The following is a 20279-nucleotide window of genomic DNA, read 5'->3' on the forward strand; positions in this document are numbered from 1 at the left end:
TCTGGATATAGGTCTATTTTAGCAGCTTCAAATTTCTTTAAAATCCTATTATTCGACAAAATCATCTAAAATTCGCAACTAAAATAACAATATAAGTTATGTTAACTAACATTTGAGTAGAGTGGATTATCATCAACACCACTATTGACCATCTTAACCGAAACAATTGGATTACGTCATAATTATGTTATATATAATTACACAAAATCGAATTTATCTAAATTTTTATGCATATTTATGAATTAATTTTACATAAAAGTTAAATTATAATTTTGACAATTATGAAGAATGTCATATATACTTACACAGAAATCAAATTAGAGGAGGTCATTTATGAATCTTGTTCTCCAAAGAAGTCAACGTCTCTTCACCGCCCTGCTTGTTCTCTTCATCGCGTTGTCATTTCCTTCCGTCACGAAGGCCGCCGAAGTCACCACTCCCGGGAGAATCATACCGAATGTCGTAGTGGTCGGTGTCGGGGGAACCATCACCTCCACTTCTCCTTCCAGAGAGCTGTTTCAGACGTATGGCACGCCAAAGGTATCCATTAATGATATTATCCAAAGACTACAGCCCGAGCTATCCAAAATAGCCAATGTCACCAGTACTGAGCTAAGCAATATCAGCTCGGCGCAAACCACCTCCAAGGACTTATACAACCTTACCATCGCTATCGACAAGGAACTGGCCAACCCGGCTGTTCATGCTGTAGTTGTTACTACCGGCACCAACATCATGGAAGAGTTGGCTTACTGGACTGATCTCACTGTCCGCAGTCCCAAGCCTGTTATCTTCACCGGGTCCATGCGACAATCCAATACGATCTCCTTTGACGGGGAAGCTAATCTGCTGAATGCAATCCGACTGGCTGCAAGCCAGAAAACCACTTACTATGGTACAGTTTTGATGATGAATGATGAATTCTTTGCAGCCCGGGAAGTTACCAAGACCGATGCGCTGCGCCTGGATACCTTTGACGGGGGCCGGTACGGCGCTCTGGGAACGGTAGACGAGAACCGGATACGTGCGGTTCGTGCTCCAGCCCGCGTCAGGGATGCCGGTACGGAGAAGTGGAAGACTCCTTTTGATCTCAGCACCATCCAGCCGGAGGATTTGGCGAAAGTCGATGTTGTGTATAGTTATACAGAAGCCTCCGCTGCGCCCATTACGGCCTTGGCTAATGAAGGGGTTAAGGGGATCGTAACTGCGGGTCACGGCGCAGGAGGCATCTCCACCGCACAGCAGGCAGCCCGTACGGCGGCTATCGAGAAGGGCGTCTTATTCGTAAGTGCAACACGCGCGGGTTCAGGCGCAGTATATGACACAGGCGCCAAAGGCATCATCGGTGCAGGCGATTTACTCCCGCAAAAGGCAAGAATCCTGCTTCAGCTGGGCCTTACCTTCTCCAAGGACCAGGAGCAGATCCGTCAGTGGTTCTCTACCATTGGAATGCCGGATTACGATATGAGCAAATAAGAAGACGCGCGCGTTTCGAGCGGGTCCTCCACATCATTTCCTCATAGGGTACGAAAGATAAGCGGAGGCCCCCGGCCTCCGCTTTCTGCTGCTTAACGCTGCTTAATGCTTCCTACGCCTGCCCGCTACCGCATCAGCCTACATCCTTATACCTCAATCTGCGGATCGACCAGACTGACAGAACTACGAGGTAGACTCCATTCATCAGGAAGAATAGCAGATTCTCCATAGCTGTCAGTCCGCGCTGGGTGAGCACGCCCATGCCAATGGTCAGCAGCGAATATGGGAACAGCAGCCCCAGCTTGAGCACATACAGGCCCAGCCCGACAAAAACCGCACATAGACTGATTCCGATCGGCGCTGCAAAGCTGCGGATACGGATGGACAAGCCGAGCTGCAGGGCAGCAATACTCAGCGAAGCCACCCAGCCGCGCAGGGTCCACACGATGATGTCCATTGGAAAATCCCCCGTCATAGACAGCATCTGTCCTGCCGCCCAATACATTAGAAGGAATAGCGCCTGCGCTCCGGCAATCAGCATGCCCACAATAACAAGCTTGGCTATAAAGAGACTGGTTACGGATACTGGAGCAGCCAGAATCATATTCCAGTTCCGGTTCGCATGCTCCAGCCGGCAGACAAACGCGCAGCAGATGGCAATCAGAATCGGCAGGAAGAACTCTCCATAAAATAAGCTTACCTGAGTCCATAGACTATACCACTCTCCCTGCAAGGCCTCCCGGTTCATCACAAAATTAGCACAGCCGATCATCAGGCTGACCACAGGCAGACTGACCAGCACCAGTCCCATCCGCGAGCGGCGCAGCTTGGGCCATTCGGCAGCAACACTTCTAAGCATAAGTTCTCCTCCTTAGACCGATTGTTTGGAGACATGGGTATTCCCGGCAACATACAGAACCAGTGTCAGTATCAGAGCTGCACTTAACTGAATCAGAGGCATGCTTCCGGTAGCATAGGTTCCTGATGAAGCCTTATACACATAAGTCACCGGACTGAGATCCAAATAATAAGACCAGACGACTAACTGACGGACAGCGGCAGGGAACAAGCTTGCGGTCGTCCCCAGGAACCCGCCCAGCATGCCAAGACACAGGGCAAATGCCTGATTCTTCACCGCCAGCGATATCCATTGCTGCATCGCAATAATCAGCAGACTGGCAATCAGAGTACCCGCAGTGAACTGCAGCAGCAGGCCTGCCGGAAGCGGTTCTGCGAGTCTATGGAACATACCGAAGCCGGCAATAAAAACAACCTGGGCCAGAATGCCGTAAAGGATCAGACTTCCGGCACAGACGAATTTGGCGGCATACACCGTCTGGCGTCCGACAGAAGTAGTCATCAGCATTTTCCAGGTATCCCCTTTATGCTCCATGTCGCAAATCCTTGACACCACAATCGCCGACAGAATCGGCAGGAACAGCCCGTTCATGGACGAAAGGCTGAAAATCAGCGCTTCCCAGGTAGCATTGTCTGCACTCCGCGAGATCGAGATGCTCATGGACATGGCCGCCCAGCCCAGCTCGGCGGCCAGAAAGAGGGTCAGCATCGCCCATACCTTTCTCCGCCGGATTTTGTAGTATTCCAGGAACAAGGCTTTCATCACAGGCTTCGCTCCTTTCCGGTGAGATCCAAGAAGATATCCTCCAGACTCTTCCTCGACTCCACGATCCGGCTCACAGCAATCTGGCCGGACACCAGAATCTCATTGACCCGGGCCACCTCAGAGTCCGGCATGGCACTGAACACCAGCTGCTGCTCCTGCATTATGGGCCTATACCCGTGCTCCGACAGTATCCGGACTGCCCGGGCGGGATCATCGATCCGAAAGTGAACCGCCGCCCGGTTCTGCGCCTGAAGCTGAGCCATCGCCCCCTGGAACAGCAGCTTGCCGTCACTGATGATGCCAACCGAGGTAGCAGTCTGCTCAATCTCCGACAACAGGTGGCTGGATACCACAATCGTCATGTCATACTGGGCAGGCAAGGATTTAATCAGCTCCCGGATCTCTCCGATCCCCGCAGGATCGAGCCCATTCGTAGGCTCGTCCAGAATCAGCAGGCTCGGGAAAGCCAGCAAGGCCATCGCCAGACCCAGGCGCTGCTTCATTCCGAGCGAATACTGCCCGGCAGGCTTGTGCCGGTGATTGTCCAGCCGGACAATCTGCAGGACCTTATCGATATTCTTAGCGGGCAGGCTGCGCAGCCGCTGCATGACTTTCAGATTCTCAAGGCCCGTCAGATGTCCGTAATAGGAAGGCGACTCAATCAGCGAACCCGTCCGGTTCAGAATCTCCAGCCGGTGGCTCCGCAGCTCTTGGCCGAACAGCTTAACGGTTCCTTGGGTGGGTTGCACCAGTCCCAGCAGCATCTTGAGCGTAGTCGTCTTCCCTGCTCCATTCGGACCGAGGAAGCCGAAGATCTCTCCCTGCTGCACCTTCAGATTTACTTGATCCACCCGGGGCGTTCCCCCATAGGTTTTGGTTAATTGTCTTGTCTCGATAATTGGATGAGTGTTCATAGGTTTTCAGTTCAGCTCCATTTCTCTCAAGTTAGCTCTTGCTTCCCAGCATAGAGGCCTTCTCTTGCTCCAGGCTGAAGATAACCTTACGCCTACCTTAAATACGCCGGCACCTCCCATTCTTCCCCGCCTGATCGTGTATACTAATTCATGGGTGATGACGATTGAATAACATGAAGAACCGCAAAATAATGATCGTTGAGGACGAGCCAAAAATACGTGAGATGATCGAGCTTTTTTTACGAAAAGAAGGGTATTACCGCATCTATGCGGCTGGAGATTATAGCAGTGCCCTCGCCATATGCCGCCAGGAAAAACCGGATATCGCCATTCTGGATGTGATGCTGCCGGACGGGGACGGGTTCTCGCTTCTCTCCGCCATACGCACCTTCTCTGATATGCCGGTACTATTCCTGTCTGCGCGAGGTGAAGATGAGGACAGGCTGCTGGGTCTGGGACTGGGGGCGGATGATTATATCGTTAAGCCATTTCTGCCGAGGGAGTTAATGCTGCGTCTGACGGCTGTGCTGAAGCGGGTATATGCCTCGCCGATTCCAGAACGGCTGCCTGTCTTCAGGTCAGGAGAGCAAGTGGTGGATCTGAACAGCGCTGTGGTACGAAGAGACGGCCAGGAGCTGCCTCTGACGGCTAAAGAGCACGCCATTCTGGTCAAGCTCTATGAGAACCGCGGCCGGATTGTGACCAGCGATGCTCTCTGCCTGGCGGTATGGGGAGATGACAGCTACGGGTATGAGAATACCTTAATGGTACATATCCGGCGTATCCGCGAGAAGATCGAAGCCGATCCTTCGAAGCCGGTACAATTGCTGACGGTCAGAGGGCTTGGGTATAAGCTCTTGGTGCAGGAGGCGCTCTAATGGACAGTGCGGTCCGGATTTTACGCAAATTCGTAGGTTCTACCCTGCTGGTCTCTACGCTTCTGCTCCTGTTCAATCTGATTCTGCTGGGTTCCCTGATCTTCAAGGAAACGCATCAGGAGGCTTCACCGGAAAAGGTTGTGCGGGAGATATCCTCAGCTCTGCAAGGGTCTGACGGCAAGTATTCCCTTAATCCCAAGGGGGGTGCCCTGCTTCAGCAGAACCGGGCCTGGGCTATGCTGCTGAACGCGGAAGGCAAGGTGACATGGAGTGAGCAGCTGCCGCCGGAGATTCCGCACGCTTACAACATCGTAGAGGTGGCGAAGTTCTCACGCTACTACTTGCTGGAATATCCTGTGTATATCTGGGAGCATCCAGAAGGACTTATTGTCGTAGGCTATCCTAAATATTCATATGAAAAATATCAGCTCGGATACATGACGGACTGGCTGCGCTCCCTTCCCTTAAGAGTGCTGCTGCTCCTGATCTGCAATGTGGCACTGGCCGTGGCCCTCTCCTTGTTCATCGGCACCAGGCTGATCCGCAAGATCCGTCCGCTGATCAACAGCATTCATGCCCTGGCCAAAGACAAGCCGGTTAACCTGGAGACTGCCGGACTCTTCAGTGATTTGTCCGAGAGTATTAATTCGGCTTCCGCTACCCTGCAGACCAGGAGCTCTCAGCTGAAATCACGGGATGAAGCCCGCTCCAACTGGATCGCCGGGATCTCCCATGACATCCGCACCCCGCTCTCGATGATCCTGGGCTACGCAAGCAATCTGGAGGAACAAGACAACCTGACCGGAGAGCAACGCCAGCAGGCTGCCATCATCCGCCGCCAAGGCGAGCAGCTAAGGTCGCTGGTCAGCGATTTGAATCTCGTCTCGATGCTGGAGTATGACATGCAACCGTTGCAGCTTAAGCCGGTACGCTTATCCGCTCTGGCCCGGACCGTGGTATCCGACTTCATTAATAACGGCCTGGAGGAGCGCTATTCACTGGACCTGTGCATTATGGACGAGCGCCTGCAGGTAATGGGCGATGAGAAGCTGCTCTACCGTGCAGTAAGCAATCTGGTTCAGAACAGCATCCGGCATAACCCGGATGGGTGCCGGATTACGGTAACGGTTTCCCGCAGCCCGGAGGAGCCGGAATGTTGTCTATCTGTATCCGATGACGGGCCAGGGGTTCCGGCAGAGCTTTTGCCGGAGCTGGTCCTGTTACCTTACTCCGGGAAGCGGACCCGCCCCGTCCGGCAGGGCCACGGGCTTGGCCTTCCGATGGTCGCACGCATCGCCGAAGCCCATAAGGGCAAGCTTGTTCTGGAGAGCCCTACGGGGGAAGGGCTGTGTGCAACTCTGCAGTTACCTCCTTTGGCGTGAAGACGGATTGATAACGAATAGAAGAGCCTCTTGCGGCGCAAGAGGTTCTTTCATTTAGGCTAAAATCCTCTCTCCAAGATTCCCCATTTTCTGCTATGCTAATAGAAATCCAAAGTAGAAGCAGGAGGCGTGCAATAGAATGGATGCATTTCAATACGAGCTTACTTCTGAGACAGCGATCAACTTGAGATATGAGTATGGGGGTGAGTATTTTACATTCAACCTGTTCCGGGACGACAGCGGTTGGGTGCTTCATCCGTTTGACGGGATGCTGCTGAGGAATCAGGCGATGTGTACGCTGGTTGCGCAGGAGCTGTTCAAGCACAAGCCTTTTCAGGTGATGCTGGCCAAGGAGGGGATTCTGTTCACCGACATACGCTCCACGGTCAATCTGGATAATGTCAGCGCGCCGGTTGCCGCACGCAATGAACGCGAGTCACGCGGTAATCCTGCAGACGACCTGATGGAATTCGTTCAGCAGCACTCGATTGAAGAGGTCATTGACTACGAATGCAAGCTGGTGGGGAGCCGTATCTCCTTTTACCAAGAAATTCTACAGCGCATGTTCATGGACAACCTCGGTCCCTCGGACCCCGAGTTCCAGAAGATACAGGATATTGTACGGATCTACGAGCAATCCCTGGAGCGCCTGACGGATCTGAATGGTCCCAATCTGGATGCCGGAAGCCGGGGCAGATTCTGAGTCTGCCACCCGCACTTATACATGCTTGAACTACTCATAGGAAAGGCTGGTTCTCATGACACTTGAGCTTATCAAGGGGCAAAAATGCAACTTAACCAAAGACAATCCTCTCCTCGGCCGCATCATCGTAGGCATGGGCTGGAGTGATGCAAGAGCTGGGGTCGAGATTGATTTCTCCGTTTTTTTACTTACCGCGTCGCAGAAGGTTGCAACAGAGAAGGATCTTATTTTCTATGGCAATCCTGCGGCCCCGGACCAGTCTGTAGTGATAATGCCGCCCGCACAACGAGTCCATAGCGGACCCGCTGACGATACACAAATTGCTGTAGAGCTTAGTCTAATTCCTGCGGAGGTTGAGCGGATTGCCTTTGCCCTGACGATCTATGAGGCGGAATCAAGACAGCAGAGCTTCTCGCTGCTCTCCGATCCCTATCTGCGCATTATGAACGCTGCGGATGGAACCGAGCTCCTCCAGTACCGCCTGGGCGGCGGTTATTCCGTGGAGACGGCCATTGTAGCAGGGGAGATCTACAGATATCAGAACGAATGGAAATTCAGCGCGGTCGGCTCCGGTTATGCGGGAGGCTTAGCCGCGCTCTGCCACAGCTACGGAATACAGGTCAAGGACATCCTGCCCGTTGTTCAAGCTTCCAGAACAGCCGAACCCGCCCGCAACTCCCCCTTTGTTCTTCCGGAGCTGCGGTCACGGTCTAAGCCGGTCGATTCATCGCCTCCCGCAGCACCAGCCGCTCCTTCCGCTTCGCCCTTGAACCCGGACACCATCGTACTCAAGCGGCACGGGGAGACCCTCCGTCTCCAGCAGGGAGCAGGAGCCGCAGGAGAGATTCTTATCAATCTTAACTGGCTTCAGACTCCATCCTCCGGGTGGTTCGGAAGCAGAGGCATTGACCTGGACCTCGGCTGTCTGTTCGAGCTGAAGAACGGCCTTAAGGGTACGGTCCAGGCGCTCGGCGAATCGTTCGGCAGCTTGAACCGGCCGCCCTACATCCTCCTAGACGGGGATGACCGCACCGGCTCCATCGCCACAGGCGAGAATCTGCGGATTAACGGCCATCACCTGTCCGAGATCAGCCGGATCGTCATCTTTGCTTTTATCTATGAAGGTGTTACGAACTGGTCGCAAGCCGGCGCCGTTATAACCATCAGCCAGCAGGGCGGGCCGGAGATTAAGGTGCAGCTGGACGAGCATAACAACGATAAGGGAATGTGCGCCATCGCCATGCTCCGCAGCCAGCCAGACGGAAGCTTCAGCGTGGAACGGCTTGTAGAGTATTTCAGCGGGCACGAGGAGCTGGACCAGCGCTACCACTGGAATCTGCGGTGGGAGGCGGGGAGTAAGTAGCGGCCAGCATGATCAGGAACAACGTCCCCTGGCGGGCGGGTGATATGGCCGATAGCGCTGAGCCACCTTCTGCCGGACCAATGTGGTCGGTTTTTCGACCACATTGGACTCACTCGCCTCACGCTGGCCCAATGTGGTCGGTTTTTCGATTACATTGGGCCCACTCGCTCCACGCCGGACCAATGTGGTCGGTTTTTCGATTACATTGGGCCCACTCGCTCCACGCTGGCCCAATGTGGTCGGTTTTTCGATTACATTGGGCCCACTCGCTCCACGCCGGACCAATGTGGTCGGTTTTTCGATTACATTGGACCCATGTACTCTTGTAGCCGCTTTTAGCATTCAGCCCACACCACAAAACAGCCCTTCCCCGTCTAAGACGGATGGAAGGGCTGTTTGTGTAGCCGTTATTCTGCAGTATGATCTACAGATGCTGCCTGGATGCTGCCGAATGCCCAGTAGCTTGCCGGGACATCTGCCCATTTCTGGGCTGCGCTGGTCAGAGGAGCGATCTTCAGAGCACGGTTGATGATGGTTACGGCTTCCGCACGTGTTAACGTCTGGTCTGGACGGAATGTGCCGTCCTGATAGCCGGTAATCATGCCTGCCTGGGACATCCGCTCAATCGCGGCCTGTGCCCAGTGTCCGGCAATATCGCTGAAGCCGGCCGATTGGCCTTCGCTGCTTGTAATCAGGCGCGATAGAAGGGTCGCCATCTCAGCTCTGGTAATCGTCTGGTTCGGCTTGAAGCTGCCGTCCGTGTAACCTTTCATCATGCCGCTTCGCGTCACTTGACCGATTGCTTCTGCCGCCCAGTGTCCGGCAGGAACATCGGAATACGCTACGCCAGCAGTAACTGCGGACTGGCTGAAGGTGCGGGCAATAATGCTGGCCGCTTCTGCCCGGGTGATGCTGCTCCCTGGCTTGAAGGTTCCATCGGCATAACCCGTCATATACGCCTTCACCTGCAACGCAGGATCTTGTGCAAGTACAACGGTAAAGGTACTAAATTTGCTGATGCTAAATTGAATGCCTGACTTTCCGGTCTGACCGAAAGGAACGATCTCTCCCTTGACCAATTCTTTGGTGCCATCACTATGCTCAATGAAGACCGCAAGTGCCTTCAGTTGCTCCGCCGTTAACGAAGTGTTATTAAGCGGCAATACCAGCGTAACCGGACGGCTCTGCAGATTGGTCTCAATCGTTACCGGACGGCTTACCAGCGTAACTGATGCACCGCGGGATACACTTTGCACCTGTGCTTTGGCAAGTGCTTCAACCTCTGCGCTCTGCTGTGATGTCTTCAGTGGAACGAGGTTGAAATAAATATCTGTACCGAATCCAGCCATTGAGCTGTCCGGCACCTTCACCTCAGCATTCACTGTGAATAGATCCAGCATGATCTGATTGTCAGCAAATTGCTTGCTGGAAGCTGCCGGAATCGTCAATCTGGTTCCAGCCACCTCATCATTCTTATCAGGCACGATGATTCTGGCAATATTGGACCCGGCCGCCTTAAGCTCATTGACTGCCCGGATCGCCTGCTCCAATGTGAACGTAAGAGTATCACTCTTCACGCCGTTCGCATCCTTGGTGCGGGTAATGACAACGGAGGATACCATGGAGCCTTGAGCAGCCCCGTTTTCAACGTTTGCGTTAATACTTTCTGTCTGAGGACTTGGTGTTGGAACCGGAGCCGGTGCTCCCCCACCTGATCCTGAACCACTGCCGCCCGGTGCCGGTGTAGGAGATTCAGTTGGCGTGACTGGAACAGGAACTGTTGCGAAGCTCCAGACCTTACTATCCGCAAGTCCTGCATAACTGTTACCTGCTTCATCTGTAAAAGCACCCGGTTGTATAAGCACGTAATAGCTGCCGCCCTGCTTCAGCAGGCCGTTCGTGTTGATGCTGACGGTTGAGTTCGCAATCGAAACTAGCGTCTTGTCGTCCGCTTTAATCGACTTAACGACTTCACCATTCTCTGCATTGACAAGCTCAATATTGGCATTTCCAGCTAACACATTCTCGTTAAAAGTCAGTGAGAGCGCAGCGGATACAGGTACATTCGTTGCATTCCCTGCTGGACTATAAGATGTCACTACAGGCGCTGCTGTATCTGGCGCACTGGTGGTCACAAACCGCCAGGCGTTAATGCCTGCAATGCCGGTATAGCTGTTGCCTGCGAGATCTGTAAATGCTCCCTCAGAAATACGTACAAAGTAGCTTGTCCCTTGCTCCAGATTGTCGGCCGGATTAATGGTTACTACATGATTCAGGATGGTTACCATTTCCGAACTGGCAGGAATCGTCACTACCGGATGAATGTCATCGGTGCTGCGGAAAATCTCAATGGTACCAGCTGCCGCCCGAACATTTTCGCTGAAGGTAAGGACCAGATTAGCGTTAATTGCTATTTCTGTGGCCCATGGCTCCGGCGAATACGTAATCACTGTTGGCGAGATTCTATCCGGTGCATCTGTGGTTGTGAACTGCCACGTGGTGCTATCCTTGATTCCGGCGTAACGATTTCCTGCTAAATCTTGGAAGGCCCCGCTTCCAATTCGTACATTGTAGGTTGTTCCATACTTCAGAGCATCTGCCGGATGAATGGTCACCACATTGTCCTCAATGGTTACGTTCGTGGAAATGGCGTGAATATTCGCCACCGGTTCTTGATTCGCACTGTTGTAAATCACAATATTGCCTGCCCCTGCCTGTACACTCTCACTGAAGGTTAGAGTCAATGGGGTAGTTGCCGCTACACCTTCTGCCCCTTGTACAGGGGAATATGCAGTCACAGTTGGCGCTGTAGTATCCGGCGCAGCCGGGGTGGTGAAGTGCCAGGTTGTATCGTCTGCGATACCGGAATAGAAGTTGCCGGATTGATCTGCGAAGGCATCTCCTGAGATTCTTACATAGTAGCTTGTACCATACTCCAGATTGTCTACCGGATTAATGGTTACAACATTATTCAGAATACTTACGTCCCCGGCGGAGATCGTAGCTGCCAATTTGTCAGCCGTGCTGTTGTAGATCTGAACGCTGCCTTCACCAGGCATCACATTCTCGCTAAAAGCAAGCTCCAGGTTAGCTCCGATAGCTACCTCTGTTGCCCCATTCTCCGGGGAGTATGTGCTTACGATTGGCGCGGTCGTATCCGGTTCGCTGGTGGTACTAAAGCGCCAGGTTGTACTGTTCGTGATACCGGCGTAGCTGTTGCCCGACATATCCGTAAATGTACCATTATCAATCTGTACATAATAGGTTGCACCGTATTCCAGATCAGCCTGCGGATTAATCGTTACCACCTTGCCGTCAATGGTTACTTCATCAGAATCAACAGGGAGCGTCACAGGCAGAGCTTCGCTGTTCGTGCTGTTGTATATCTTAATTTGGCCTTCACCCTTCTGTACATCCTCATTAAAGGTAAGGGTCAGGTTGGTGCCGATCTCTACATTGGTTGCTCCATTCTCAGGAGTAAAGCCGATTGTTAATGGCGGTGCAGTATCAGGCGCATCTTCTGTTGTGAACTGCCAGGTGTCCTTGTCCGAAATACCTGCATAAGAGTTAGCATTTTCCGCTAGATCTTTGAATGCTCCTTCATCGATGTTTACAAAGTACGTAGTACTGTACTTAAAATCATCATACGGAACAATGGTTACCACGTTATCCTTAACCGTAACATCCGCTGAGTTAACCGGAATTACCATTAGGTTTCCTTCGTCCATACTGTCATAAATCACAATGTTGCCGCTATCTGTCGTTACATCCTCACTGAAAGTGAGCGTCAGATTTGTGTCAATGGCTACTCCTACCGCCCCTGGCACAGGAGAATAATCACTTACAGTCGGAGCTTCCGTATCACCCGGCCCAGCAACTGTCGTGAAACTCCACTCTTCCGCTGTGATTGCTGCATTGCCGCTTGCACCGTTAGTAAAAGCATTCTCGTCAACTGTAACGGCATATTTCGTCCCTGAATCAAAATTTTTGCCCGGATTAATCGTTACCGTATTATTAGCTGGATTTACCGTTACTCTGCTGGCGTCATCCGCCGGGATGGTTTCAACCGGGGTAGATGTATCCGCAGCCTTGAAAATATAAATATTTTCAGTTCCCGCCTCTACTGGCTGATTAAACATGATCTCCAGATTTCTATCTATATCTACATCCGTCTCATCATTCCCTGGAGTCAGACTGAGAACCCGTGGAATGTTGGGAACGACATACGACATAATGATCTCTCCGGAATCACCCGCTGCAATAAATTGGTTCTGGCCCGAATTGAATACGATACCGTTAAGATTAGCCGTTGCGTTTGTAGTCTCAGGCTTCCATGTCTGCCCCAGATCGGTAGTGGAGAACACTTTCCCGCCATCTCCTGCGGCCATAAATACACTGTTTCCGAAGGCCACACCTTTCAGGTTCACATTCGATCCAATGACCTTCTCTGCGGCCTTTGAACTATCCGGAGAGGTAACAACGATTCCGGACGCACCGGCAGCCACGAACATTCCACCGCCAAAGGTAATTCCGTTCAAGTTCAGGTTGGAGTTATCGGTTGGTTTACGTGTTACCTTCTCCCATACCGTTCCATTTACGGAGGTTAATACTATACCGTTATCACCCACTGCAACAAACTTGTTGTTGCCAAAGGCAACAGCGTTCAGATTCGCATTAACGTCTGGGACGAATGATGCAGTCCACAAGATACCGCCGTCGGTAGACGTTACTATCTTTCCAGCATCGCCGACTGCCACCAGTCTGCTATTGCCATAGGTGACGTCATTCAAGTTACCAGTGGAGGACGTAAGAAGCGCGGGCAACCAGCTCACGCTATCTGTAGACGTTAAAATAGCTCCATTGTCCCCAACCGCAGCAAATCTGCCGCCTGTTCCTGTGTAAACAATACCGTTTAAATCAACTGATACCCCAGAATTACGAACAGCCCATGTCGAAGGGCCACTTGCAGTAACAATACTTCCTGTTTGTCCCACCGCAACTAATGTATCTGAGCCTATAGCAACTCCGTTTACGTTTTTGCCATCTGGCAGCGGACCGACATTCTCCCAGCTTGCCTCACCATTGTCTGTTGAACCCGCATATACCGGAAAGGCTCCGGTCCAAACCAAGCTGATCACGAGTAACAACGAGAAATATTTTTTCAATCCCTTACCCTTAAACAAATGTATCGTTCCCCCTTGTTCATTAATCCTGTACGCTATATTGCAAGTTCTGCTGGAGTCTAGCATCTGCCCCCTTAGAAATTTCATCTCTGCGCCCATTCTAGCAGACAGCTCTAAACAAACTCTTAACAATTCTCGACAAAAACCGATTCATCAGGACCTAATTGGGGTATAGCTCTAAAAAAAATGAAAAAACAGCGATTTTCTAACCTCTTATCAAAAAAATTGTCTAAACCAAAAAAAGCGCACGGAGCTTTCGCTCACATGCGCAATTGTGTTCATATTTCCTCGAAAATCCCCTTGGCAACCTGTATCGCCGATGCGGCACGCGGCCAGCCTGCATAGAAGGCGAGATGAGTCATGGCCTCAATCAATTCTTCTTCGGATAGACCGTTCTCCAGAGCCAGACGGACATGAAAAGGCAACTGCTCGGTAAGTCCACCGGCGACCAGGGCCGATATCGTTAGAAGACTGCGTTCCCGAAGCGATAATTGCTCCCCTCTCCATACCTCCCCGAAGAGCACTTCCTCTGAATAACGCGCGAACGAAGGAGCAATGTCTCCAAATGCTTCAAGAGCATTCGATGCAATTTTCCGATGCTTCATTCCAATACCTCTCTTCCTTAAATGATCATTCATTCAATCATTTGAGCGATGCCATTGCCAAACGTCCAGTCCTCGAATTCTGTATCGACCAGCACGACGAAGACGTCTTCTCTCCTGATGCCCAGTGTGCTCGACAACGTCTCGGCCAGCTTGCTGTAAAAGCCCCTTTTCTGCTCCTTGCTTCTCCCGGATTTGAGCGTAATCTGAATATAGAGCAGCCCATCCGTTCGCTCTATGTTTAAATAATTCGGACTGTAATAAAATTCGCTTGCTTTATGGGCATGGAAGACTTGAAAGAAATCATCTTGCGGCACGTTAAAATATTCCCTTAGAGCACTCATAATTTCGCGGCTAATGATAGGCAGCTGTTGGTCATCGTATTTGTTCTCCAAGTAACTGACTCTGACAAAGGGCATGTTCAGTTCACTCCTTCTGTGGTGTAACTTCATTGTACTCCGCGCTTCTTATTCTGTATAATTGAATTAAATGATACATAAATTCAAATTATCCGATGGAGATATCTGCTAATGGACCTAAAAGAACTAATTACATTTCAAACCATCCTGCAAGAAGGAAACTTCTCTAAAGCAGCCGCCAAACTGAACTACGCACAATCCACAATCACCAATCAGGTTCAACGTCTGGAGAAGGAACTGGGCATCAAGCTGTTCAAACGGGGCTGGGATTCTGAGCTTACAGCTTCGGGGCGAATATTTGCCGCTGAGATCGACAGTCTGATCCGACATTGGAACTATGTTGCGGACCAGGCAAAAGCTCTGCAAAAAGAGGAGATCGGAACGCTCAGGATCGGAGGGCTGGAATCATTGACAGAGCAGATACTACCAAAGTCACTGCTGCGGTTCATGGAGCATAAGCCTAATGTATCCTGCCATTTTGTGATCGGTAACACCGCTTCGCTCTCGCATGCACTACTTCAGAATCAATTGGATTTTGCCATCTGTGGAGAGCCTGTTGACCTATCTTCCTATCACTTCGAACCCTTGTATCAGGAGCGGATATCTTTTGTCGCAGGGAACAACCACCCTTTGGCCGCAAAAGATGAGATCGCTTTCGAGGAATTGCTTGGTTATCCAATCATTGCCGGGGGAGCTACCTGTCTATATCATTCCCAATTATCGAAGCAGTTCTCCCGGTACACCGAAACTCCCTTTCTGCATACCGTAAGTCAAATCTCTGCCATTGCGGGCTTCGTCCAGCAAATCGCTTTTGTAGGAGCCGTCCTCGAATCTACGCCGTTACCGCCTAATGTGGTGAGACTCCAGGTCACGCTGAAGGAAGCCGCCATTCCCGTAGGCCTGCTGCAATCACGCAACGATGAGTATCTCTCCTCATCCAAGAAGCTTTTGATGCAATTAGTAAAAGAGGAGCTGGAGTCTATCCACGATTAAGGCAGGTGGAGTAACGGGGATGCGAGTAAATAAAAAAAGGTTCGGGATGTTCCGGATAACGTGGATTAATTCCTCCATCATTTCTCCGGCTCCCGCACCCGTGATTTTAATACCTGTCCGATCTGGATCTTATATCCAGTTATGCCTCTTCATCCTCTTCGTCTTCATCTTCATCAAAGCCGCCATATTGATCCGGTGCCTCTCCCTCGATCTCCGTGACCATAGGCAGTTTTTGTCCCGGCTTCACTTCAGTCTCTCCCAGATATTGAACAATCATTCTCCACTCATCGCCATAATCGAATAGGAGCAGCATCTTTTGTTTGGGGGTATGAAAAACTTTACTGATTTTTGCTTTTTGCACTCCAGGAAACCTATCCCCCGCCCCCACATCAGCAAATAATTCATAGCCTTCCTCAGAGCGTGTCCAGTTTTTGAGATTATCATAGAATCCAAGGGCATGATCCAGATCAAAATCAAAAGATTCAATCGTAACTGCCGCAAGATCGTACAGCGACGCCTTTTCAGAAATTGCAATCTTCCGGGTCGGCCGACCACGCACCGCACCGTTCCAGTCGCTTAAGGTTACTTTGAATAATCTGGCTTGTTCATTCTTAGTCATCGGACTCTCCCCTTTTATCAATTCATTCTTCCTCACGCATTCTCCGAACCTCATTGTACAGTTTTTTTGCTTCATTAGGCGTCAGTATACCTTCAGATTCAAGAATATCGTCAATTGAATAGTCATCTTCAGCTAGCTCACTAGTTGTTTGTTTATCCATTCTTTTTGGCACAAGCATGTTTGATTTCAGCCTCCTATGAGGATTTAAGGATAATATACATGCAAACAATAAATAAAAGAAAACAAAAATATAAATCCTCTATAGTATACTGCACGATTAGAACCTCTGTAACTACTTATTGATTCCTGGATTTGTAGCGCTATAATAAGAAACATAGGTTGTGAAGCACACGCCGCTTGTAATGCTCTGCCCCTTCCGAGTTAGATTCTTGGAGAGGGTTGAGTATTGAGGCGGCTTTTTTGCGGGAAAAATAAACACTAAGTTGAGCGTTCGAGGAGGAGTACGGATGCCGCGATTTGAGCAGCAGTACGAGGAATGGTTAGTTAGCAATCTTAAGAATGAGAGCAACCACAGGCGCAAGGAGTTACTTGGCAAAGGATTAGGCCACGGAACAGTTGAATTTCTCCGCAAGGTATGGTTTCCGGCAATCGGCAATTTCGATCATTTGTTTCCAGAATGGGAAGTGCGTGATTTCAATAACGGGTACCGCTATCTGGACTTGGCTTATATGCCTGGAGGTGCAAAAGGCGGGATTGAGATTCAAGGCTATGGACCTCACGCCAGAGATCTGGATGTCAGACGCTTCAAGGATCTATGCCGCCGGCATTGCTTACTGGCCCTTGATAGTTGGACTTTTCTTCCTATCGCTTATCCTTCAATTATCGAAGAACCCAAGCAATGTCAGCAGTTGGTGTTGTCTTTTATCGGCAAATTCATTGCGACGGATGTTTCTTCCACATTAACTTGGCTGGAAGCGGAGACCCTTCGTTACGCAAGACGTCTGCTCAGGGCATTCACACCTTTGGAACTTGCTAAGCATCTCAGGGTAACGGATAGGCACTCCAGACGAATTCTGCATCATTTGGTCGAACAACAGTTACTGGATGTGGCCGGAGGACAGCAGCGTTATCGGACATATCAGCTTAGAGTTTAACGTATGTTTAGGAGCATGAAATATAAAGCTGATATGGTAAAAACACTTGAATTCCGTGGCTGTGAGCGTGAGAAGTAGAGGTATCAATCAGCTGTAACGGACCGAGGCGCACCTATTTCTACAAAAAGCACAATTTTACCAAGCTTACGGACTCAGATGGCGCTATTTACTAGATTTCATCTCATATATGGATGGTGAAAAAGCAATAAGCGCGATATGGTCCGTTAGCCCTTTTAATTATGCTGAATAAAGAACATAAGGGCTGTGGGGTCCGTAGCAGTCCTTTAGACACATTTTGAACCGAAGGAACTCGATGGAAACCATATTTCGCAGTTTGGGTTCAGGGTTCGGGGGTTCGGCTTCGGGTTCGGGTTTGGGTTCGGGTTCGGGAATGGACCTAATGCCCCTGTTGTACTCCCCACTTAATCACCCATATTCCATGAAACAGCAAAAGAACGGCATCTCTGCCGTTCTTCATGTGATGGACTCTCAGGGGCTCGAACCCTGGACAAATAGATTAAGAGTCTACTGCTCTACCAACTGAGCTAAGAGTCCATATGAAATTGGTGGAGCCAAGGGGGATCGAACCCCTGACCTCATCGCTGCCAGCGATGCGCTCTCCCAGCTGAGCTATGGCCCCATATTTTTACAATTTTGCCAATTTAGAATTACATTATGTATTCTAAAATCTGATCTGAGCGAGAAGCACAAGTCGCTTATTCATCAATGTGTTTCGTAGGCGACTTCTATATAATACAGAAATCTGCTTTCAGTGTCAACACTTTTCCGAAATTAATTTTGATACAAGACGCTCCACCCGGGAACTGACCTCTCAACCTCAAGGCCAGCCCCACTACCCCAATCGAATCCTTCACTTCTAAACGGCGAAGCTTACAGCCCGTCCAGCTCCTCAGTCTTGGACAGCAGTCCCTTCAGTTCCTTCATGAACATGTTAATGTCCTTGAACTGGCGGTACACGGACGCGAAGCGGACGTAGGCTACCTCGTCGACAGGGTAGAGCTGCTCCATAACCAGCTCGCCGATCTGGCGGCTCTCGATCTCGGCGAGAGCGATGCCGCGCAGGCTTTTCTCCACCTCAGATACGATGACCTCCAGGCGCTCTACAGGGACCGGACGCTTCTCGCAGGCACGGATCAGGCCGCGGAGGATTTTGTCACGGCTGAACTCTTCACGGCTGCCGCCTTTTTTGATCACAATCAGGGGGGTCTCTTCAATCATCTCGAAGGTGGTGAAACGGCGGCTGCACAGCTCGCATTCCCGCCTGCGGCGGATGGACTTATTCTCATTGGCCGGGCGCGAGTCCAGGACTTTGGTATTGGTGTGGTCGCAGTAAGGACATTTCATAAGCTTCTTCACTTCCTCATTATTAGAATGGTCAGGCCCCGCCCCTTGATACACAAGGGCTATGCGGGCATTATTTAATTTCCAGAAAACACCGTTTATTTGTTGTTATGAATCTGACATGTCCGGCACATAATACAGTTACCAACCGATAGGAGGTGAACAGCAATGAGCCAAAATAACAACTCCAATAACCTGGTAGCTCCAAACTCACGCGGTGCCTTGGAACAACTGAAATATGAAGTTGCCCAGGAACTAGGTATCACCCTCTCCCCAGACGGATACCAAGGCAATAAAACTTCTTACGAAAACGGTTCGATCGGTGGTTACATCACTAAACGTCTTGTAACCCTGGCTGAACAGCAACTGGCAGGTCAGTACAAATAATACCTGCCCACACGACATAAGCTTGCCTAAGAAGTATCGAACGGCCTCCGGCCGTTTGATGCTTCTTTTTACATAACAGCAGCAGAAGTAACAAGCACCCTAGAACTCACTATAGAGCTCGGTGTATTGATCATAATAATAAATTACACGCTGTACGTAGTGACGGGTCTCACCGAACGGAATGTCCTTCACAGAGGCTTCTGTTCCGTCCCATTGCCCTTCATCCAACCAGCTCTGCACCTTACCAGGCCCGGCATTATAGGCGGCTATGACCGCTATACGGTTGCCGTCGAACTGCTTGGACAGCGTAGACAAATACCAGGTGCCCAGTTCAATGTTGGAGGAGGGCTCTTCCTTCAGCCGCTCCAGCGACACGTCGGGGAGCTTGGCCTTTTCGAGCGCCCACTTGGCGGTATCCGGCATGAGCTGCATGAGCCCCAGTGCGCCTTTTTTGGATTCGCGGCCGGTCTTATAATTGGTCTCCACACGGATGATGGACGCCACCAGGAATGGGTCCATCTCATACGTCTGGCTGTGCTGGCGGATCTCTGCTTTATAATAAATGGGATAAAACCATGACATCCAGTTGGAGCCAAGAAACAGGATCGCGGTGAAGCCGATGAACAGCAGCAGCAGGACTCTTTTTTTGCGCAGCCACTTCATCATATCAGACCCAGCCTGTCCCACAGACGGGCAACCTGAAGCTCGGCAGACTCAGGATCACCGCTATTGTCGATCACATAATTCGCTTTCCTGCGCTTCAGTTCAATATCCATCTGCGACCTCAGCCGGTCCTCAGCCTGTTCCAGCTTCATTCCGCTGCGCTCCATGAGGCGGGCTAGCTGCACCCTCCTCGGAACATAGACCACAATAATCTGATCAAACAAGGAATCCAGCTCTGATTCGTAGAGCAGCGGAATGTCCACAATGACGAGCCGGTGCGGATTCTCCTGTTCAAGCGCATACATCCTGTCCTTGATCTCCCTGCGTATTGCCGGATGGGTCAGGTTATTTAGTGTCTTGAGCGCCTCCGGGTCCCGGAAGACAATCTCGCCAAGACCTGCCCGGTCCAGCGAACCGTCAGGCAGCAGAATGCGGTCTCCAAAAGCCTCCACCGCCGCCGCCAGCACCGGGTGCCCGGGGAGCATCACCTCTCTGGCGATGACATCGGCATCCACCAGTGCAGCTCCCTTGCGGACAAACAGTGCAGACACGGTGCTTTTTCCCGAAGCGATGCCTCCGGTTAAGCCTATAATCAT

Annotated in this window: 19 protein-coding genes and 2 tRNA genes; 8 read left to right on the plus strand and 13 right to left on the minus strand. The window is 50.9% G+C overall.

What is annotated here, in order from left to right; all coding sequences use genetic code 11:
• The first annotated feature begins 333 nt into the window (after nt 1-333).
• A complete protein-coding gene (locus tag J2Z70_RS15785) occupies nt 334-1476 on the plus strand; it encodes an asparaginase (RefSeq protein ID WP_209874641.1) in 1143 nt (380 codons plus the stop codon).
• Between the two features lie 133 nt (nt 1477-1609).
• Here J2Z70_RS15785 and J2Z70_RS15790 read toward each other — a convergent pair whose 3' ends face one another.
• The 3 genes from J2Z70_RS15790 to J2Z70_RS15800 are packed head-to-tail and all read right to left on the minus strand — an operon-like array spanning nt 1610 to nt 4014.
• Nucleotides 1610-2335 carry an ABC transporter permease gene (locus J2Z70_RS15790; protein WP_209874644.1) on the minus strand — a complete coding sequence of 242 codons (726 nt, stop codon included), beginning with the start codon at nt 2333-2335 and terminating at the stop codon, nt 1610-1612.
• A gap of 12 nt (nt 2336-2347) precedes the next feature.
• The gene (locus J2Z70_RS15795; protein WP_209874646.1) at nt 2348-3100 is read right to left on the minus strand and encodes an ABC transporter permease; all 753 of its coding nucleotides are present in this window, start codon (nt 3098-3100) and stop codon (nt 2348-2350) included.
• Nucleotides 3097-4014: an ABC transporter ATP-binding protein gene (locus tag J2Z70_RS15800; protein WP_209874647.1), complete on the minus strand. Its 918-nt coding sequence runs from the start codon at nt 4012-4014 to the stop codon at nt 3097-3099. The genes J2Z70_RS15795 and J2Z70_RS15800 overlap by 4 nt, the downstream gene beginning before the upstream one ends.
• Before the next feature lie 164 nt (nt 4015-4178).
• Between J2Z70_RS15800 and J2Z70_RS15805 the strand changes: the two genes are divergently transcribed.
• From J2Z70_RS15805 to J2Z70_RS15820, 4 genes are all read left to right on the plus strand, one after another.
• A complete protein-coding gene (locus J2Z70_RS15805; protein ID WP_209874649.1) occupies nt 4179-4892 on the plus strand; it encodes a response regulator transcription factor in 714 nt (237 codons plus the stop codon).
• Nucleotides 4892-6274 (plus strand): sensor histidine kinase, encoded by a 1383-nt coding sequence (locus J2Z70_RS15810; protein WP_209874652.1) that lies wholly within the window; start codon nt 4892-4894, stop codon nt 6272-6274. Before J2Z70_RS15805 ends, J2Z70_RS15810 begins: the two co-directional genes overlap by 1 nt.
• 139 nt (nt 6275-6413) lie before the next feature.
• Nucleotides 6414-6977 carry a hypothetical protein gene (locus J2Z70_RS15815; RefSeq protein ID WP_209874654.1) on the plus strand — a complete coding sequence of 188 codons (564 nt, stop codon included), beginning with the start codon at nt 6414-6416 and terminating at the stop codon, nt 6975-6977.
• Between the two features lie 55 nt (nt 6978-7032).
• A complete protein-coding gene (locus J2Z70_RS15820) occupies nt 7033-8340 on the plus strand; it encodes a TerD family protein (protein ID WP_209874658.1) in 1308 nt (435 codons plus the stop codon).
• Between the two features lie 407 nt (nt 8341-8747).
• Here J2Z70_RS15820 and J2Z70_RS15825 read toward each other — a convergent pair whose 3' ends face one another.
• From J2Z70_RS15825 to J2Z70_RS15835, 3 genes are all read right to left on the minus strand, one after another.
• Nucleotides 8748-13172, minus strand: a complete 4425-nt coding sequence (locus J2Z70_RS15825) for an Ig-like domain-containing protein (RefSeq protein WP_209874661.1) — start codon at nt 13170-13172, stop codon at nt 8748-8750.
• A gap of 629 nt (nt 13173-13801) precedes the next feature.
• Entirely contained in the window at nt 13802-14128 is a 327-nt protein-coding gene (locus tag J2Z70_RS15830; protein ID WP_209874663.1) for a carboxymuconolactone decarboxylase family protein, read from the minus strand.
• Between the two features lie 29 nt (nt 14129-14157).
• Nucleotides 14158-14544 carry a tautomerase family protein gene (locus J2Z70_RS15835; RefSeq protein WP_209874666.1) on the minus strand — a complete coding sequence of 129 codons (387 nt, stop codon included), beginning with the start codon at nt 14542-14544 and terminating at the stop codon, nt 14158-14160.
• A 111-nt stretch (nt 14545-14655) separates the two neighbouring features.
• Here J2Z70_RS15835 and J2Z70_RS15840 point away from each other — a divergent pair, with 111 nt between their 5' ends.
• Complete coding sequence (locus J2Z70_RS15840) at nt 14656-15537, plus strand: LysR family transcriptional regulator (protein WP_209874669.1); 882 nt, start codon at nt 14656-14658, stop codon at nt 15535-15537.
• A gap of 139 nt (nt 15538-15676) precedes the next feature.
• On the opposite strand, the gene J2Z70_RS15845 is transcribed toward J2Z70_RS15840, so the two are convergent.
• Together J2Z70_RS15845 and J2Z70_RS15850 are read right to left on the minus strand one after the other, a co-directional pair.
• The gene (locus J2Z70_RS15845) at nt 15677-16156 is read right to left on the minus strand and encodes an IS1096 element passenger TnpR family protein (RefSeq protein WP_209874672.1); all 480 of its coding nucleotides are present in this window, start codon (nt 16154-16156) and stop codon (nt 15677-15679) included.
• A gap of 22 nt (nt 16157-16178) precedes the next feature.
• On the minus strand, nt 16179-16334 hold the full coding sequence (locus J2Z70_RS15850) for a hypothetical protein (RefSeq protein ID WP_209874683.1): 156 nt from the start codon (nt 16332-16334) through the stop codon (nt 16179-16181).
• Between the two features lie 289 nt (nt 16335-16623).
• Between J2Z70_RS15850 and J2Z70_RS15855 the strand changes: the two genes are divergently transcribed.
• Nucleotides 16624-17271, plus strand: a complete 648-nt coding sequence (locus J2Z70_RS15855) for a transcriptional regulator (RefSeq protein ID WP_209874685.1) — start codon at nt 16624-16626, stop codon at nt 17269-17271.
• Nucleotides 17272-17753: 482 nt separating this feature from the next.
• Here the strand turns inward: J2Z70_RS15855 and J2Z70_RS15860 are convergent.
• From J2Z70_RS15860 to nrdR, 3 genes are all read right to left on the minus strand, one after another.
• Nucleotides 17754-17826 (minus strand) — tRNA-Lys (locus J2Z70_RS15860).
• Nucleotides 17827-17835: 9 nt separating this feature from the next.
• Nucleotides 17836-17911: transfer RNA gene (locus J2Z70_RS15865), tRNA-Ala, on the minus strand.
• Between the two features lie 251 nt (nt 17912-18162).
• Nucleotides 18163-18636 carry a transcriptional regulator NrdR gene (gene nrdR, locus J2Z70_RS15870; protein WP_036725557.1) on the minus strand — a complete coding sequence of 158 codons (474 nt, stop codon included), beginning with the start codon at nt 18634-18636 and terminating at the stop codon, nt 18163-18165.
• 165 nt (nt 18637-18801) lie between these two features.
• Here nrdR and J2Z70_RS15875 point away from each other — a divergent pair, with 165 nt between their 5' ends.
• The gene (locus J2Z70_RS15875; protein ID WP_036695868.1) at nt 18802-19020 is read left to right on the plus strand and encodes an alpha/beta-type small acid-soluble spore protein; all 219 of its coding nucleotides are present in this window, start codon (nt 18802-18804) and stop codon (nt 19018-19020) included.
• A 99-nt stretch (nt 19021-19119) separates the two neighbouring features.
• Here J2Z70_RS15875 and J2Z70_RS15880 read toward each other — a convergent pair whose 3' ends face one another.
• On the minus strand, nt 19120-19683 hold the full coding sequence (locus J2Z70_RS15880) for a lytic transglycosylase domain-containing protein (RefSeq protein WP_036725612.1): 564 nt from the start codon (nt 19681-19683) through the stop codon (nt 19120-19122).
• Nucleotides 19683-20279: a dephospho-CoA kinase gene (gene coaE / locus J2Z70_RS15885; protein WP_209874688.1), complete on the minus strand. Its 597-nt coding sequence runs from the start codon at nt 20277-20279 to the stop codon at nt 19683-19685. The genes J2Z70_RS15880 and coaE overlap by 1 nt, the downstream gene beginning before the upstream one ends.

Source organism: Paenibacillus silagei (assembly GCF_017874735.1).
Taxonomy (GTDB): domain Bacteria; phylum Bacillota; class Bacilli; order Paenibacillales; family Paenibacillaceae; genus Paenibacillus_AQ; species Paenibacillus_AQ silagei.